Origin of the sequence: Corynebacterium sp. HMSC05E07, assembly GCF_001807225.1 — a bacterium.
GTDB lineage: Bacteria > Actinomycetota > Actinomycetes > Mycobacteriales > Mycobacteriaceae > Corynebacterium > Corynebacterium singulare.
This window is the reverse complement of record NZ_KV788202.1, coordinates 78,968-96,233: the sequence shown is the minus strand read 5'-3', so window position 1 is coordinate 96,233 and position 17,266 is coordinate 78,968. Positions and strand designations below refer to the sequence as shown.

Sequence of the window (17,266 nt, the reverse complement as noted above, 5' to 3'; positions counted from 1 at the left end):
TGAAGCCGCATGGATGGGGCACAGGGCGAATTGGCAGAAAACTGGGCAGTTTGGGGGGATCAAACTTTGGTGATGTGTAGGTCCAGAAGTTCACAGATTTGGGCGCTCTCATCGAAGGCTCTGCTCATAATCTGTTTCCCGGCTTCACGGGCTCCTTCATCCCCGTAAGGTTCAACATGTCGCAGTCAACCGGCTGAGGCAGAACACCAACCCGGTGGAAATACACCTTCCACCGACAACTTGCTTGAAGGAGCACAACCATGAAGAAGAACACCACTGTTGACATCACCCCCATGTCTGACGCGGAACTCGACGGAGTTCTCGGCGCTCGAGGTGAAGGCTGGGTTGTCACCGTCACCAAGGATTGCCATGCCAACACCAAGATGAAGTGGCTCGGCTGCTGCTAAACGGCCCCGAGCGGCAACTGCAAGCGCCACACGGCGTATGCAGTTGCTTCTTTCATTTCGTAGCTTCTCCCCAATCTTCAGAGAGGACCTCGACTATTTCCTCCGTGCTTACAGAACATATCCACAGTCTTGCGGCAGAGCTGTTGTGCAAGATGGATATTACCTCCGTCAGTCCCTTCGTCAGTACACTGCTTAAAAAGCGAATCGCCTGTGACTTCAACCGCCTGCGTTCGGTTCGAAAAGTCGAACAAGGCCTTAGCAACGACAGTCAACTCGCTCATCTTCTCAACTCGGATGCACAGCTTGTTGCAGACACACGCCAACGCGCCCTTGAGGAATTTCAGTATGAGGTCCATCCTCGCCTCGCCGGTATCGACCACAGCGTGGCGATCGAGTCGATGACTGAATGCGGCGATCCACATACATCAGGGATCACTCTGCGCATAGGACTCTCGGACGGGAGTACGTGGTACAGGAAAGGCGCCGTTAGCAAAATTGAACGCGACCTCTGCCATGCCTATGACATCGTTAGTCTGCCGTCCCCATTTCGCGGTTGGCCCACTATTCATACTGAACGCTCTACCTGGCAGAAAGCAGTAGATCACGCCTGGTCCACTGACCTAGAGTCGTACTTCTTCAACTATGGCGCCATGGTTGCCATCATGAGCTTCATGCACGTCTCTGACTTGCATCACGAGAACTTGATCTGCAATGGTCACTTTCCAGTTCCTGTGGATTGTGAAGTGGTTAATTTAGGCTTCATTCATTCCCCCACCGTGAGGAATGATGCTCAACGCCTCGTCGACGGCATCATAGCTAGCTTTCCTACCAGCACAGGGATGGTTCCACTCAACCATTCTGCCACCTTGTTTGGACCTGGAATTTCGCCCTTGGAAAGTGATGTTAATGAATCCGTGTTTCCCTATTTCGATGATGTGCAACAGCGATTCATGTTGAACGTTGAAACCACGTCCGCGATAACACATCTTCCCGTCGCTAAGACGCAACTGTCACAGACTGCATCGCGAGAGTACGCGAACAGCATTCTGAGGGGGTTCGACCTGGCGAGTGCCCGCCTTGTCCGCCATGGAAGAGAACTCAAAGAAAGTCTTTTCCATGAGGACAACACACAACGAAGAGCCCTCATTCGACACACGACGGGATATTCCGCCCTCATCAGCCAAGCGTTCTGTCATGCCCCCGACGACCCGAACAGCGCAATTGCCGACACCATCTTCCGGACCTCGAAGCATTTGTCGCCAGAGGTAAAAACGCAGGAAATTGAATGCCTCCGGGACGGAAGAATTCCGAGATTTACCGTGGATGTGGTAGACGGAAGTCTGTGGGAGGCTACCACCAACGTCCGGGAACCTGTCATCGCCGAAGCGCTGGGTGCGCACCGCCATCTTTGGGCACAGCCACAGAATTTTCAATACTGGCGCTCATCATCACGAGATTTGTTGAGTTATTGCCTTGGGCTCACCACGCTGTCCAACGCATTACCTGGGTCGACACGTCTGCGCAACGAATACGTTGACAATTTGGCGATGATACAACCGGCACAGGAACGCCTAATACGGCACATCGAGGGGGATAGGATCTCTTCGTTTCGGGACAAGTCTCACGCGTGGATCTCAGTGACAGTGGACTCTGAAGAAGCAGTGGCGGTCAGCGCCATTCCGGACGATATGTATTTCGGATCTGCTGGGGTGATTAAGGCGCTGCGGCGAACTACCAAGCTCACACGGGAAGACTCCGAGGAGTATTACGCCCAGCTCAACCAGGCGTTGCAAAATCATCTTGATGACCCTGCTCACCACGTCGGTTACTACAAGGGTGTGCTCGGAATCGGAAGCGAACTGAAACGCTTGGCACCTCTTGCTAATCAGAGATTCCCCGAACACGAGTTCCTTGAACTTGTCATCGCCGAGAGCTTGGACTCTATTGGGACTAGCCAGCACTGCCTCGACATGCTCATGGGCGCTCCAGGAGTTATATATGCACTAGCGGGAAACTCTGATTGCACACTGGTTCCATTGGTCAACGCACTGGTCGAAATGATTCTTGACCATGATGGATCCGAACTCGTGAACCAGAAGTTCTTGGTCGACAACGTTAGTTTTGCACACGGTGCCTCAGGAGTAATTGCCGCATTAGCACAATATGCGCACCTTAATTCCAGTGGACCGCGCCTCGAGACAGCGGTGTCCAAGCTTTTGGACCTAGAATGTGAGCTGGGCCGAGGTTCTCTCAACGACTCTCGCTATGGTGACGATATTGACTCATTACAATGGTGCAACGGCTCCGGAGGGGCCTTGATCTCGCGAGCCCTACTCGCCGAAAGCCCCCTGCGCGCAGTGAAGGACCATGTCGAAAGTGACATTGCGTCTCACCTTCCGAACCTGATTGCTCACGGCAACAGCCTCGGCAACGATTGCGTATGCCACGGCGTTGCCGGATCCGTACTCATCCTGGAGTTTCTGCAAGCGCGACTGCCGGCTTATCGTCAGCAGCTGATAGACGCGACGGCAGCATTCCGGCGCGAATTGGCAGGGCAGGTTGCCACATCCGGCGCGCTTAATGCGACAGGAATGTCGCAGCACTCCAAGGGACTCCTAGTGGGAGCGGGTGGCATCCTCTGTGCACTTAAACCGAACAATTCTGCGGGCATCATCACCCCCGAGTGGTAAAGGAACGAATACATGGCATACAAACTCAATGTGACGAACGTGGGCAAGTCTTTCGGCACCCACCACGTCCTCAGGAATATCGACATGACAGTGCCAGAACAAGCAGTATATGCACTGCTCGGCGTGAACGGTGCCGGGAAGAGTACCCTCATGAAGGGGCTCGTCGGTATGCAACCGTTCAATCACGGAAAATTTGAGTTCTCAACTGCCGAAGGTCTGCCAGGACAGCCCACGAACGTCGGCTCGCTCATTGAGAGCCCTAAGTTCTACCCAGCTCTCAGCGCCCTCGAAAACCTTACCTACCTGGCACGATTGTTTGGAGTAGACGCCTCCAACGCGCGAGAGTTGCTGGATACAGTAGGACTCGACCCATCTCTGGCACGACCGATGAAGAATTATTCCCTCGGCATGAAGCAACGATTCGGGATAGCGCTTGCGTTGCTGGGACAACCGGAGTTTCTCATCCTCGATGAGCCAACGAATGGTCTTGACCCGCAAGGAGTCGTCGAAATTCGCAAGCTTATTCAACAACTCCCTGCCACCCACGATGTCACCATCATGGTTTCCAGTCACATTCTGTCGGAGATGCAAAACGTTGCAACGCATGTGGGAATTCTTGACCAAGGCAATATTCGCTACTCCGGTCCTATGAATGACCTATTGGCAGGGGAAAAGACCCTGGTGGAGTCGCCCGATCCGACGGCCCTGGAACGCTGGCTACGCGATCACAGCCTAGCTTTTAGCTCTGCAGGAGAGGGCCGCTTTTGGCTTGAGTCCACAGTGGACTTGCCAGGACTCATCGCAGCAGTTAGTGCTGTTGGCATTCCTCTCCAGTCCGCGTGCCTCTATGCGCCGACGTTGGAAGAGAAGTTCTTCGAGATGACTCTCGGAGGTGGCAGCGTTGGATAAGTATTCGACAAATCTGCGTAAAGCATCAATCATGACTGTTCTTGCCGTGGTCGCTACCGTGGCGTGGATGATGGTTGCCAATGTCGGGCTCCGTGGCGGAAACAATCCTGCGGCGGATTCCTCAGCAGGCATGATTAGTCAAGCAAGTGCTGTTGCGCTCTTCACGATGCCGCCGGTGGTGTTCGCAATCGTTCATGTTTTCGTTTCAGAGGAGCAAGAAAACGGGATTTGGGGCGTCGTCAGGGCGCGGAATGGGAAAATCGGTCGTCTTTTGGTTTCACGGCTCGGCACGGCGCTACTGTTCCTTCTTGTGTGGGCACTCGGATATGCCGGCGCACTCGCGGCGCTTGTTGCCTTTCATTACTCGTTGGGTGAGTCCATCGATGTATTCCCTTTCTTCTGTGCTCTCTTGGTCTCCGTGATCAGTACCGCGTTTGTCATTGCGACGGCTCACCTGAGACTGGGCGGACTTGTGCCCGCCGCAGTCGCTGCACTTGCTCTATCGGTGGTTGGCGTTTCTCTCATTGGCGAAACCTCGCTGGTGTGGGCAGTCTTCCCTATGGGAGCTTTGATCTCTGGAGCTCCCTTCAGAGACGTCGATCCGGCACAGCCTCTCTTGGGCTACGAGCTCAATCCAGATGCCATGCTCGGGCTCGGGATTTCGCTTGCCGCCGCAGCGTTGTTGGCCCTCGGGATCTTCGGATATTTGAAAACTCAGCTTGGGAAAGAGAAGTAAATCATGAATTTCTATTGGCTCGAACTCAAAAAGGCCCAGCCTCTATGGGGCTACCTCGCGGGAGCAGTAATTATCGCGGGCGTGGCAGCCCTGACGTCCGTGGCCTTCATCGCTGACAACGGGGACGTAATCCATCCGGAGCAGATAGCCGAGAGCGCGTGGGCTTCCGCGGCAACGCAGATCTATGCGTTGTTCATTGGTCCGGTAATCGTTGCGATTCTGGCGGGCACCCTTGTTAAAGCAGAGTTTCAAACGCAGGTCGTGGACATGCTCCGCGCGAGAGGAAAGAATGCGTCCCGCAAGATCGTTGCGCTTATCGTCTCCCTCGTTGCACTGGGCCTCGTGCTCTCCATCGCGCTCGTGGTGGGGTGGCTTATCGCCACATCGTTGAGCGATGTCGGTCCTGAGTTTGCGGCGACTACCGTTACAGTTTTAGCTTTGCGTAATATTGTTGCGGTGGTTGCTTGGGGATTGATTTGCGCCGCTATCTACATCAAGACCGGTGATTTTGGAATTGGCTTTAGTACTTGTTTGGGACTAACAATGCTCAGCGCCGTCTTGCTCGTCAAGTTCGCGCGGTGGGCCACGTATAATCCCCTCGGAGTCATTACCTCGGCAGTTGGCTATCCATTTCTCGACCTTTCAGTAGGTTCGTGGTTGGTTCTGGCTGTCAGTCTTGCACTCGGCGTTGGTGCCACGGTCGTGGGATGGCGCGCATCTCTTGTCATGGATCAGAATGAGGTTTAAATGCTCTCTGCTCCTCGAATGGTTTACCAGCAAACCGAAAACGATTGTCTTCTGGCTTGCTACACTTCCGTGCTATCGGCGATGGGCAAACGCGTCGAGCTCGCTGAGCTCATTGATTACAACGATTTAGGTGCCGATGGCCTGTCGATCTCTGCACTGCGTCGACATGAAGTCGATCACGGTGTCACGGTAAGCGGATTCTGGGCTGTCCCAGAACAGTTGGCTTCGCTTCGGAAACTGAAGTCTTTGCTCATCGCGCATCAAAAGCATGGACATTTTGTAGTGCTTAGAGTAGGGAAGTCCACCAGTTATGTCATGGATCCAGCCTACGGCCCGCGCCGAGTCCCCAACACGGAACTTGCGAGCATGCTCAGCGGAGCGTTCGTGCAGATAACCCCCAACTACAAGGAACGGTTTTCCCCACTCGGATCGGCGAGATTTAGACCAGCCCTTGCCCGCCTCATTCGTCAGTTCAGCGCGCGTAGCGCCGCCGTGTTTATTCTAGGGCTGGTGATCTCACAGGCCGCCGTCATCGTGGCCAGCCAAATTCCGTTGGCAATCCTCGAATCGTCCTCACCCGCCTTGCCAGCGTTCGTGGCCGTGGGGACGATTGTTATCGTTGCCCTCACGAGCGGATTGTTACAGTTTCTGGGGATGAAGGGACTTGACCGGAGTTTTACCCGAAGATACGTCCCGAAGCTCTTCACCGGAGCGCTTACCAGAGAATACGCTTACTATTCGGTGGTTTCCACCGCAGCGCTAGTTCAAAAATTGAATCTGCGAGGCCAGGTGCGTGATGACTTACTAAGCAGAGCTTTGCCTTCACTGCTAGGCATCGTGGGTTCTACAGTGGTGGGAGCTTACCTGTTGTGGATATCGCCCTTGGCATTTGCTGGCGTCGCAACGTCCTATGTGTGCTTCCTCCTGGTGTCTTGGCGGATGGCCAGCGTGCGCGCCGAGACGCAGACAAAGTTAACTCAGCGCTATATAGAGTTTGCGACGCAAGCTACCGTCGACATCAATAACGTCGCTGACATCCTTGTCAAGCAGTCGGCATATCGGCGGATTGGACGCTGGAATTCCACTGAGAGGGGAATTCGAAAACTAGGGATACGGCTCTACGGCCTCGCGATTTCAGAGTCCACCATCATCATGGTGTTTTCAGTAGCAATTACGACCTGGGTGTCGGTGGTGGGATGGTATGGGCTCCAAGCAGGCACTTTGGCAACCGGTGACATCCTGTCTATCCAGGCGCTCTGTGCCCTCATGATGGGTTTTGCTCCGAGCTTCCAAGGCCTTATTAGCGGCCTTAGTGAGGTCGGTGCCGTGGCTGAACAGAATGAGGATCTCTTCACCCCAGAGACGAAGTCGAGTCTGGTTAGCGGCGATACAAACGGTGCCCTGATGACAATCGACGAGTTTAATATGTGCCATGGCAAAGGCGACCTGTTTAATTCCGGCATTACTACACGAATATACAAGGGGGATCGCATTGCAGTCGTAGGAGAATCCGGGGTGGGGAAGTCTTCGCTGATTGCAGCGTTGGCAGGGCTTTCAGCGCACTCAGGTCAGATAATGCTGGATTCTTCGGTCAATCATGGCGATATCAGTGTTGAGCTCCCCGGAATGTCGTTAGGCCAGGGCAGCGTGCGCGAGCTTTTCAATGAGCACTGCGCTCCTGGAGACCGCGTTGAGGATCACGTGATCTGGGAGCTTCTGGACGTGGTGGGCTTGGAGGATGTGGTGCATCGTCTACCCGAGCAATTAGATTCCCGGATAAAGGTTAATGGCGGCAATCTTTCCACAGGCCAGAGTCAGCGTTTGCGGTTAGCGATCTCGTTGGTGCAGGAACCCATGCTTGCGTTGTGGGATGAGGGTCTATCACACCTTGATTCAGAGACATCATTAAGGCTTTTGCACAAACTCTCGCACTCACCGCGGTTTAAAGGACTCACCCTGATTGCTGTAACCCATGACGAGCGCACGTGCGCGGCGATGGACCGTGTGTGGCGGATTACTCCGGAGGGGTTGTTTGAATCCTCGCCGCCCCAGTAACCGACCCTGCTGCATGGGACTTAGGGGGCCTCGTGGCGTGAACTTCCCAGCTAAAGGGAGCTTGCTTCTGAGGCCTTGTACAGCTGCTACTTCTGGCTTGGGCCGAGCATGGTTACGACCAGATCAAGTCGGGACCTGGCGTCGAACTGGTGAATGAGCTTCGAGACACGCTTCTTTGTCGCCGACTCCGAGTAGTGCATTGCCGCGGCAATCTCCATGTTGTTTTTGCCCTGACAAAGGAGCTTAAGCACGTCCTTGTCCGCCTGGGACATTGGGGAGGAGGTAGAGGTCAACGTATCGATGAGAGGTGAGGGGCGGGAGTGTGCAGGCTGCGTGCCGGGAATTTTTTCAATAAGGTGGTGGACCGCGTTCGGGGAGACCACGAGGCCGCCTGTGGCGGCGTCACGCACGGACTGGATGACCGATTCTGGGGTTTGACTCTTGAGAATGTATCCCGAGCCGCCGTTAGCCAGAACCTTCATAACCGTTTTATCGTTGTCCAGTGCAGTAATGGCCACGAACACGGGCGGGTAAGCCAACCCCTTGATTTCTTTGAGTAAAGCTAGACCATTCATGCTGGGCATATGGATGTCAGCCAATACTACGTCGACAGGTTCGTGCTGCAGCAGCGCGAGTGCGTCCTGGCCGTTGGGCACAGTTGCGACGACAAGGAAGTCGTCGGTTGTTGAGAAATAGCGTGATAGCGCTTGCAGGGCTATGTGGTCGTCATCGACGATGAGGAGCCGGTACGGGGGTTGAGACATTGAAACGGAAGTACCTTTTCTGTGCGTCTATTTGCACCATACGGCGTGACCATTGCGGCACGAGAAGATCTCCTCGACGCTGGCAATAGTCGACTGCCGGGCCTGCTGAAAATCCGGGGTAAGGTTTCGGGCGTAAGCAGCAGCGGCAGATTCTGTGTCTGCATGGGCGAGCGCGGGGGTTCCTGCGACAAGCAGCGACGCGAGAGCAGGGACGATGACGGAACGGATGTGAAGGCGTTTCATGGAACTGACTCCTTGAGGTGGCTGTTAGTTGGGGCAGAATGGTCAACCGCGCGAGGTGAACAGGCTTAAGGTTAAACCAAAAATCCTGCCGTGGTGCGTAACAAAAAGGTGTGGGTACTTTAGTTACCTTTGGGTACTAAAGGGCCTCTTTTTGAGTGGGATAGTCCACCGTGAAATCCACTCGTCGCCGTCGGGACCACAGGAGAAAGAGCCGTGGTGATCCGTCACTTCCTTGTGGATTTCTGTTAGCCCGAGACCGGTGCTGAGATATGACTGGGATTGCGCATTACCCAAACGGTTGCGTACTTCAACCAGTAGGGTGTTGTCCGTCGCGGAGACGTCGACATGCACCGTGCTACCGGGGGCGCCGTACTTGGAGATGTTGGAGGCTAACTCAATCATGATAGGCGTCGTAAACGTAGGAACTGAGGCCAGCAACTTCGGGGTAAGCCCGGAGTTGGTCACCTCGACCTGGAAGTCGTGGCTGCGTAAGAGGGCTGCAAATTCTTCGAGCTGTTTCTCAAAGGTTGTGGGTACCTCTAAGAGTGCATCTTCGGTATCGGACGAGTCGAGTACACGGATGAGTTCTCGGACCTGAGTGATCGCGTTGCGATTTTCCTTGGAAATGAACCGAAGTTTCTCTCTGAGGGTAGGGCTGATGTTGGGTTCTAAAGCAAGGCCTTCGGCTTGGAGGACAGATGATGTGAGTGCTCGTGCGACTGAGTCATGCAAGGTCTGAATAGTTGCCTGACGGTGACGCTGCATGGCCGTTTCATAGCGGATGCGTTCTGCTTCGTGTGTGGATTCTCGCACTCCTTGAACGTAGCCGCCCACTAGGGGAGCGAAAATGAAAACCCCTAGGAGAACGCTTCCGATCAACGAGTCCGGAATGAATTGCTTGTGTTCGAGGTCAATAGTGCCGAAAAATTCGGCGGCAATGGCGTACGCAACGCCGCCGAGCAAATGCCCCTTGTAGCCTAGGACTCCGGCGACTATTCCCAAGGTCACTGGTGTCAAGATACTGCCCAATCCACTAAACGAGGAGACCGCGATTGTGAGAAATATAGCGGCTACCGCGGAGCTCGCTGGGGTGCGTGGGGCAGCTACGATGGTGCTGAGGCTTGCGATGAGCATCATTGTTCCCGCTAGGTGGCTTTCGCAGGCGGCCAATGCGAATACCGTCAGGGTCAGTACGACAAGCGTGACGCGCCACATGGTGGCCGGAATCGTTTTCAAGTGCATGGTGTAAGAGGATTGTGGCTTTACATGGTGATCGGATGAAGCTGGGCGCGGTGGTCCGACTTATTCGAGGTACGAATAACAATGATTACACAACTATCAGAATGTATCTCGTCGCGTGACATTACTGAGAAGACCGACTATTTCCACTCCTCCAAGTCTCGGCGAGTGAGTCTGGCACGCCGGGGAGGATGGGAAGATCCGAGCCGATCGGATTACGCCACTCGCCGCCCGATGTCTACATGAGGGCCATGGGCGGGTACTCTTGTACCCCATGAGCACAGGTATGACAGCAAAGAATGGCGTTGAGACGTTCGGACGCGTCGGAGTTGCTATGGTCACCCCGTTTGACGGTGATGGCAACCTCGATCTGCCGGGCGCGCGACGCCTTGCCGCTCACCTCGTCGACAACGGGATCGATCACCTGGTCATCTCAGGCACGACGGGCGAGTCGCCGACGACGACGCCGGCGGAGAAAGTAGACCTGCTCAAGGCCGTCAAGGCCGAGGTTGGCGCCCGCGCGAAGATCTGCGCGGGCGTCGGTACGAACAACACGGCCGTGTCCATCGAGATGGCACGCGCCGCCACTGAGGTAGGCGTTGACAGCCTCCTCGTCGTGGCACCGTACTACTCCAAGCCCTCCCAGGAGGGCGTCTACCGCCACTTTGCTGCCATCGCGGATGCAACGGATACTCCGATCTGCGTCTATGACATCCCTGGCCGCTCTGGCATTGCCATCGAGGCAGATACTCTGCGTCGCTTGGCGGAGCTACCCACCATCCGTGCCGTCAAGGACGCCAAGGGCAACCTTGGACTTGGCGCCGAACTCATGCGAGAGACCGGCCTGGCCTGGTACTCCGGCGACGATCCGCTCAACCTGCCCTGGGTCGCCCTGGGTGCATCGGGCTTTATCTCCGTCGTCGGCCACGCCGCGCCGCAGGCTCTCGCAGAGCTTTATACTTCGTTTGAAGCCGGCGATCTGGCGCGTGCGCGCGAGATTAACGCCGAGATTTTGACCCCGCTCATTCACGCACAGGCGCGTCTGGGTGGAGCAACCATGGCAAAAGCGGCCCTGCGACTGCAGGGCATTGATTGCGGAGAGCCGCGTCTTCCGGTCCTCGGAGCGAATGAGGACGAGATTGCTGCTCTGCGCCTAGATATGGAAAAGGCTGGAGTACTTTAAGAATGACTGAACCCCAAAAACGTGCCCGGAAGGTGACCCGCAAGGCGGGCCCGCCGGCAGAAACCAACGAAGCGGCCTCGAACGAGGCGGCTTCGCCGGTTTTCCAGGCTCCCTCCGAGCAGGCTTCTGCGGCGAATAACAACGCCTCCAACGAGGCTCACTCCTCGTCCTCCAACGACGACGAGGGCAACGGCCGCCGCCGCTCGCGCGGTTCCCGTGGCGGCCGTGGCCGCGGCGGAAACAACCGTGGCAACAACGGCAATAACAACAACGGCAAAGACAACGGTGGTGCCCAGAACCACGGCGGCAACAATCGTGGCCGTGGTCGCGGCGGCAACAATGGCGGCAAGAATAATGGCCGCGGCCGTCGCAACGTACCTAAGTCCATGCAGGGCGCGGATTTGACCAAGCGTCTGCCGGAGCCGCCGAAGCAGCAGAAGGATTCTCTGCGTATCTATGCCTTGGGCGGTATTTCCGAGATCGGTCGAAACATGACCGTCTTTGAGTACCAGGATGAGATGCTCATCATCGACTGTGGTGTGCTCTTCCCGTCCTCCGGTGAGCCGGGCGTGGACCTGATTCTCCCGGACTTTGGTCCGATTGAGAAGAAGATTCACAAGGTCAAGGCACTCGTCGTAACCCACGCGCACGAGGATCACATTGGCGCTATCCCGTGGCTTTTGAAGCTGCGCCCGGATATCCCGATCGTGGCATCGCGCTTCACCATCGCGCTCATTGCTGCAAAGTGTAAGGAGCACCGCCAGAAGCCGAAGTTCGTTGAAGTCAACGAGAAGTCTGATGTGAACTACGGTCCGTTCCGCTGCCGCTTCTGGGCAGTGAACCACTCGGTCCCGGACGCACTTGGTGTCATGCTCGGCACCCCGGCTGGCAATATCATTCACACCGGTGATATCAAGCTGGACCAGACCCCGCTGGATAACCGCCCGACTGACCTCCCAGCACTGTCGCGTTACGGTGATGAGGGCGTGGACCTCATGCTGTGTGACTCCACCAACGCCAACATCCCGGGTGTTTCTGCTTCTGAAGGTGACATTCCGGCGACCTTTAAGCGTTTGGTTTCTGGAGCCAAGCAGCGCGTGATCATCGCGTCCTTCGCGTCGAACGTGTACCGCGTGCAGGCGGCTATCGACGCCGCCGTGGCCGCCGGCCGTAAGGTTGCGTTCAACGGTCGCTCGATGATGCGCAACATGGAGATCGCGGAGAAGATGGGCTTCCTCAAGGTCCCGCGCGGCACGATCATCCCGATCGATGAGGCCGCCAAGATGGCTCCGCACAAGGTGCTGCTCATCACTACCGGTACTCAGGGCGAGCCGATGGCAGCGCTGTCCCGTATGGCACGCCGCGAGCACCGTCAGATCACGGTACGTGATGGTGACCTCATCGTCTTCTCCTCTTCCCTGATTCCGGGTAATGAGGAAGCTGTCTTTGGCGTCATCAACATGCTGTCCCAGATTGGTGCTGAGGTCATCACTAATAAGGAAGCTAAAGTTCACGCCTCTGGTCATGGCTACGGCGGCGAGCTGCTGTTCCTCTACAACGCAGCACGTCCGAAGAACGCCATGCCGGTTCACGGTGAGTGGCGTCACTTGCGCGCCAACAAGGAGCTCGCGATTTCCACGGGTGTTGCCCGTGACCGCGTAGTCCTGGCACAGAACGGTGTTGTGGTCGATCTGCGCAATGGTCGCGCTGAGGTAGTCGGCCAATTGCCAGTGGGCAATCTTTACGTTGATGGTGTGTCCATGGGTGACGTCGACGCAGATACCCTCGCAGACCGCACCAACCTTGGTGCCGGTGGCGTTGTGTCCATTACCTGTGTCATTGACAACCGCACCTCCCGCCTGCTGGAGCACCCGACGGTCTCCACGACTGGATTCTCTGATGATGACCGCGGCATCGTGCCGGAGGTTGCGGAGATGGTGGAGAATTCCATGAATGATCTCGCAGCCGAAGGGGAGAACGACACCTACCGTATGGTTCAGAAGATCCGCCGCAAGGTGGCGAAGCTGATGTCGTCCAAGTACAAGCGTGAGCCGGTCATTTTGCCCACGATTGTACCGACCAACTCGGATATCCTGCTCCCGGATGATGACGAGGTTGAAGCCTCCCGCGAGTCGCTCTAAAGCGTCCGCGATCGCACCCCAGCGTTCCTACTCCAGGCAGGTATGCTGGGGTGCATGTCGTTTTCATCTGCTGAGCGCACCAAGATGGTGGCGCTGTTTCATGAGCTAGGCCCCGATGCGCCGACATTGTGTGAGGGGTGGACTACCCGTGACCTCGCCGCACACCTGTGGGTGCGCGAAAACAGACTGGATGCCTCTGCAGGTCTATTCATACCGGCGCTGAAGCCACGCTTGGACGCGGTGACCAAGGAAGTACTCGAGCGTGATTACGATGAGGTTGTTGATGACTGGGGGAAGGGCGCACATAAGTTCAACCCGCTTCGCTATGTAGATAAGGTTCTTAATACAGCAGAGCACTTTGTTCATCACGAGGACATTCGTCGGGCAAATGGACGCACCGAAGCGCGGGACTTTTCTGCCGCGACACAGAACGAACTTCACCTTCCTTTGAAAATGATGGGGCCGAGTTTTCTGTCGAAGTCGACGCTTCCGGTAGTGCTGGAGGCAGAGGGCTTCCCGCCCATCGTGACGGCGGATAAGCACGGTGTGGCCGATAAAGGCGATGCAGTAGTGCGGGTTCGCGGAACGGTGTCCGAGGTTCTGCTGTGGGCTTTTGGTCGCGATGCTGCACAGGTGCAGATTGTGGGCGATGAGTCCGCGATCGTTAGGTCAAGTCTATAGACTGAACTCGACAAAAAGATCGCCACACGCGTGTGGCTTATGTTGTTAATGGTGTGTTTGCTACTAGAGTGGCAGACATGTCTGTCAAAAACGCTCCGTCTCGCGCTTCCGGTCGAGGTCGTGCCGCTGATCGTTCGCGGCCGTCCGGCCGAAGCACTTACTCGTTGACGTCTGCTCATCGCGCTGCCGAGACCTCTGATGAGAGGACCGGCAGCGCCTTTCGTGCCGTGGGGCGCGGGTTTGGAACGGTTTTTGGCGCAACTGCTCGCGGCATGGGCGGTATGGCCCGGGGCGTCGGTCATGGCCTTGCAGGGCTCAAGCCCGTGGGGCAGGGCGGTCGGGACGAGGATGTCTACGACGATGATTATGATGCCTATGACGCAGAGGCGTACGAGGATTACGACGAGTTGAGGGAGCCAGGGGAAATTTCTGGGCGCGCGAAGAACAAGAAGGCTACACACACCACAACTGAGCAACTTGCAGGTAAGGTCCCTCAGAAGAAGAGCAAGGTGACCCGCGCGCGGGACGTCGATGAGGATTCCGCCACGACCGTTCTGCAGCGCCCTTCCCGCCAGGAAGCGAGCATTCGGGTATCCAATCCGGATGCGGTTGCTCTCGTTCTGATTGGCGTCGCCATTATCTTGGCATGCGCTACCTGGTTCCAGATTGCCGGCATTATTGGTGAATACCTCACTGACGCCGTGCGCTATGTCATTGGCGCCGGCGCCTATGTTCTTCCGGTGGCGTTGCTGGTAGTAGCCATTGCACTCATGATGGATCTCTCCGGGCCAGCTGGGCATTTCAAGCCGCGTGTTGTCGGCGGCACCTCGCTCATTGCGGTGTGCATGCTAAGCCTCATACATATTTTTGCTGGACTTCCGGACTTGACCTGGAAGGATAATGCTGCTGGTGAGGCCGGTGGCGCTATTGGTTTTGCGATTGGTGAGTTGCTCGTCGCGGCATTTTCCAGTTATGTCGCGGTTCCATTGCTGTTCCTTCTCATCGTCTACGGGGCGCTCAACATTACGGGAATTACCCTGCGTGAAGCTTATGACTTTGTGGCGGCACAGTTCTCCGCCTTGGTAAGCGGCCTGCGTGATCGTAAGCGAGGCGGGGAAGAAGAGCTGCTTGTCGGCGATTCGGAGGACGATTACGGCTACGTCAGCGATGATATCGATGCTATTGCTGAAGGTCGTGAGCGGCCGGTCCGTCAATCCTATACTCCACGTCCCCGCCCGCGCCCAGCGAAGACTTACCCGGTAGCGGAGCCCGGTGAGAACGCTACGGTGTCTTTTGACTCGGCTGCTGCTCAGCCTGTTCACCACGAGCCGGTGCAGCATGGTCGCCCGTCCTTCGACAGTGAGCCGACAACCAAGCTTGGTGACACTGACGAGTTCCCAGCCGTGCCGGAACCCACCGAACCCCAAGCAAAGCGCGAGCCCACACCAGAGCCAGAGCCCAAACCTCAACCTAAGCGTGCGCGTGTCGACGTCGGTGGGGCGGCTGGTGCGGCATTGGGTGCGGCGGCAGCGGGGGCGTCGGCAAGCGCAGCTCAACCTGGTGCAGCCAGCGACGATGTTGTTTCCGCTGCGCACTCCGAAGCCGTGCGCTTGTTCCAGCAGCGCTCCGGGCGTGATGCGACGACCGGCGCCAAGGTGGACGAGCCAGCCCGGACCGAAGCGCAGACAGCCCCCGTGGAACCTACTGGTGCGGAGGATACCGCTCTGGGCGGTGGCTACGATGTCCCGACCACGGAGCTTCTCACCGCGGGTAAGCCCGCAAAGGCTCGGACTGAGGCCAACGACCGAATTATCGAAGCCATCACTGATGTCTTTGAGGAGTTCAAGGTCAACGCCCAGGTCACTGGCTTTAGCCGTGGCCCCACAGTGACCCGCTACGAGATTGAGCTAGGACCAGGTGTCAAGGTTTCGAAAATCACGAACCTGCAGTCCAACTTGGCGTATGCCGTCGCTACGGACAACCTGCGCCTGCTGACCCCGATTCCGGGCAAATCTGCTGTGGGTATTGAGGTTCCCAATGCCGACCGCGAGATGGTGCGTTTGCGTGATGTGCTGGATTCCCCGGCGCTGCGTGCGGACAATGACCCGATGCTCATCGGGTTGGGCAAGGACATCGAGGGCCAGTACACCTCCTTCTCTGTTAAGAAGATGCCGCACCTGCTCGTGGCTGGTGCTACCGGCTCTGGTAAGTCGGCATTTGTGAACTCCATGCTGGTGTCGCTGCTGACGCGCGCAACACCGGAGGATGTTCGCCTCATCTTGGTTGACCCGAAGATGGTCGAGCTCACCCCTTACGAGGGCATCCCGCATCTCATCACTCCCATTATCACGCAGCCAAAGAAGGCTGCGGCCGCCTTGCAGTGGCTTGTGGAGGAGATGGAGCAGCGCTACATGGATATGCAGGCTGCCCGCGTGCGCAAGATTGAGGACTTTAACCGCAAGGTCCGCAGCGGCGAGTACCAGGCCCCGGCCGGATCTCAGCGTGAGATGCGCCCATACCCGTACATCGTGTGTGTCGTCGACGAGCTCGCCGATCTCATGATGACGGCGCCGAAGGAAATTGAGGACTCCATCGTGCGCATTACTCAGAAGGCGCGTGCGGCCGGTATCCACCTGGTGCTGGCAACCCAGCGCCCATCTGTTGATGTTGTCACGGGTCTTATCAAGACGAACGTGCCTTCCCGCCTGGCATTTGCCACGTCCTCGCTGACTGACTCGCGCGTCATCCTGGACCAAGGCGGTGCGGAGAAACTCATTGGTATGGGCGATGGCCTCTTTATTCCGCAGGGAGGCCGCCCAGTGCGTATGCAGGGTGCCTTCGTCTCTGATGACGAGGTACAGGCGGTTGTCGACGCCGCAAAGGCCCAAGGCACCCCGAACTATACCGAGGGCGTTACCGACGATAAGACGTCCGAAGCGAAGAAGGAGATCGACGAAGAGATTGGTAAGGACATGGACGACCTCCTTGAGGCCGTTGACCTTGTCGTTACCTCCCAGTTGGGCTCCACATCGATGCTCCAGCGCAAGCTTCGTATCGGTTTCGCCAAGGCCGGTCGCCTCATGGACCTTATGGAATCGCGCGGCGTCGTGGGCCCCTCCGAAGGATCAAAGGCGCGTGAAGTTCTGGTGAAACCGGAGGAGCTCGACACCATCATCTGGATGATTAAGGGCGCGGATCCTGCAGAGGCCCCGAAGGAGATCCAGGACGCTGAGGGCGCTGAGGCATCCGCGGACGGTACTGCTGAGGGAGATGGGGCAGTGCTTGGCGACGACACCCGGACCGTCCAGATCAACGCCAACCCCTCCGCCGGCGCGTTCTAGATTCCGTGTAGGATAGGACAGGTCCTGGAGGGGAGTACCCCATTGTTTCGGCGCTGATCGTCAACACGGCAACTGCACGACAGTTCCCGGTCGCGCCGGCTAGCTGAGTTATGAGTGAGCTTAGCTAGCG

At 56.9% G+C, this 17,266-nt stretch carries 13 protein-coding genes; 10 read left to right on the top strand and 3 right to left on the bottom strand.

Annotated elements, in window-relative coordinates:
• Window positions 1-260 precede the first annotated feature (260 nt).
• The 6 genes from HMPREF3149_RS12860 (at window position 261) to HMPREF3149_RS00630 (ending at window position 7,544) form a co-directional block, all read left to right on the top strand.
• A complete protein-coding gene (locus HMPREF3149_RS12860; RefSeq protein ID WP_083280729.1) occupies window positions 261-407 on the top strand; it encodes a lacticin 481 family lantibiotic in 147 nt (48 codons plus the stop codon).
• A 104-nt stretch (window positions 408-511) separates the two neighbouring features.
• Window positions 512-3,097 (top strand): lanthionine synthetase LanC family protein, encoded by a 2,586-nt coding sequence (locus tag HMPREF3149_RS00650; protein ID WP_070535715.1) that lies wholly within the window; start codon window positions 512-514, stop codon window positions 3,095-3,097.
• A gap of 12 nt (window positions 3,098-3,109) precedes the next feature.
• Window positions 3,110-4,006 (top strand): ATP-binding cassette domain-containing protein, encoded by an 897-nt coding sequence (locus HMPREF3149_RS00645; RefSeq protein ID WP_070535712.1) that lies wholly within the window; start codon window positions 3,110-3,112, stop codon window positions 4,004-4,006.
• A gap of 31 nt (window positions 4,007-4,037) precedes the next feature.
• Window positions 4,038-4,742, top strand: a complete 705-nt coding sequence (locus HMPREF3149_RS00640) for a hypothetical protein (RefSeq protein ID WP_070535710.1) — start codon at window positions 4,038-4,040, stop codon at window positions 4,740-4,742.
• 3 nt (window positions 4,743-4,745) lie between these two features.
• The gene (locus HMPREF3149_RS00635) at window positions 4,746-5,489 is read left to right on the top strand and encodes a hypothetical protein (protein WP_070535708.1); all 744 of its coding nucleotides are present in this window, start codon (window positions 4,746-4,748) and stop codon (window positions 5,487-5,489) included.
• Window positions 5,490-7,544 carry a cysteine peptidase family C39 domain-containing protein gene (locus HMPREF3149_RS00630; protein ID WP_070535706.1) on the top strand — a complete coding sequence of 685 codons (2,055 nt, stop codon included), beginning with the start codon at window positions 5,490-5,492 and terminating at the stop codon, window positions 7,542-7,544.
• Between the two features lie 86 nt (window positions 7,545-7,630).
• Here HMPREF3149_RS00630 and HMPREF3149_RS00625 read toward each other — a convergent pair whose 3' ends face one another.
• The 3 genes from HMPREF3149_RS00625 to HMPREF3149_RS00615 all read right to left on the bottom strand — a co-directional run bounded on the left by HMPREF3149_RS00625 (window position 7,631) and on the right by HMPREF3149_RS00615 (window position 9,793).
• Window positions 7,631-8,308 carry a response regulator transcription factor gene (locus HMPREF3149_RS00625; protein ID WP_070535704.1) on the bottom strand — a complete coding sequence of 226 codons (678 nt, stop codon included), beginning with the start codon at window positions 8,306-8,308 and terminating at the stop codon, window positions 7,631-7,633.
• A gap of 27 nt (window positions 8,309-8,335) precedes the next feature.
• Complete coding sequence (locus HMPREF3149_RS00620; RefSeq protein ID WP_070535701.1) at window positions 8,336-8,551, bottom strand: hypothetical protein; 216 nt, start codon at window positions 8,549-8,551, stop codon at window positions 8,336-8,338.
• A gap of 123 nt (window positions 8,552-8,674) precedes the next feature.
• On the bottom strand, window positions 8,675-9,793 hold the full coding sequence (locus HMPREF3149_RS00615) for a sensor histidine kinase (RefSeq protein WP_070535698.1): 1,119 nt from the start codon (window positions 9,791-9,793) through the stop codon (window positions 8,675-8,677).
• Between the two features lie 271 nt (window positions 9,794-10,064).
• Between HMPREF3149_RS00615 and dapA the strand changes: the two genes are divergently transcribed.
• The 4 genes from dapA to HMPREF3149_RS00595 all read left to right on the top strand — a co-directional run bounded on the left by dapA (window position 10,065) and on the right by HMPREF3149_RS00595 (window position 17,136).
• Window positions 10,065-10,973, top strand: a complete 909-nt coding sequence (dapA, locus tag HMPREF3149_RS00610) for a 4-hydroxy-tetrahydrodipicolinate synthase (RefSeq protein WP_070535695.1) — start codon at window positions 10,065-10,067, stop codon at window positions 10,971-10,973.
• 2 nt (window positions 10,974-10,975) lie between these two features.
• Entirely contained in the window at window positions 10,976-13,114 is a 2,139-nt protein-coding gene (locus tag HMPREF3149_RS00605; protein WP_083280728.1) for a ribonuclease J, read from the top strand.
• 42 nt (window positions 13,115-13,156) lie between these two features.
• Window positions 13,157-13,795: a TIGR03085 family metal-binding protein gene (locus tag HMPREF3149_RS00600; protein ID WP_070535693.1), complete on the top strand. Its 639-nt coding sequence runs from the start codon at window positions 13,157-13,159 to the stop codon at window positions 13,793-13,795.
• 77 nt (window positions 13,796-13,872) lie between these two features.
• Window positions 13,873-17,136, top strand: coding sequence for a DNA translocase FtsK (locus HMPREF3149_RS00595; protein ID WP_070535691.1), 3,264 nt, complete (start codon window positions 13,873-13,875; stop codon window positions 17,134-17,136).
• Window positions 17,137-17,266 lie beyond the last annotated feature (130 nt).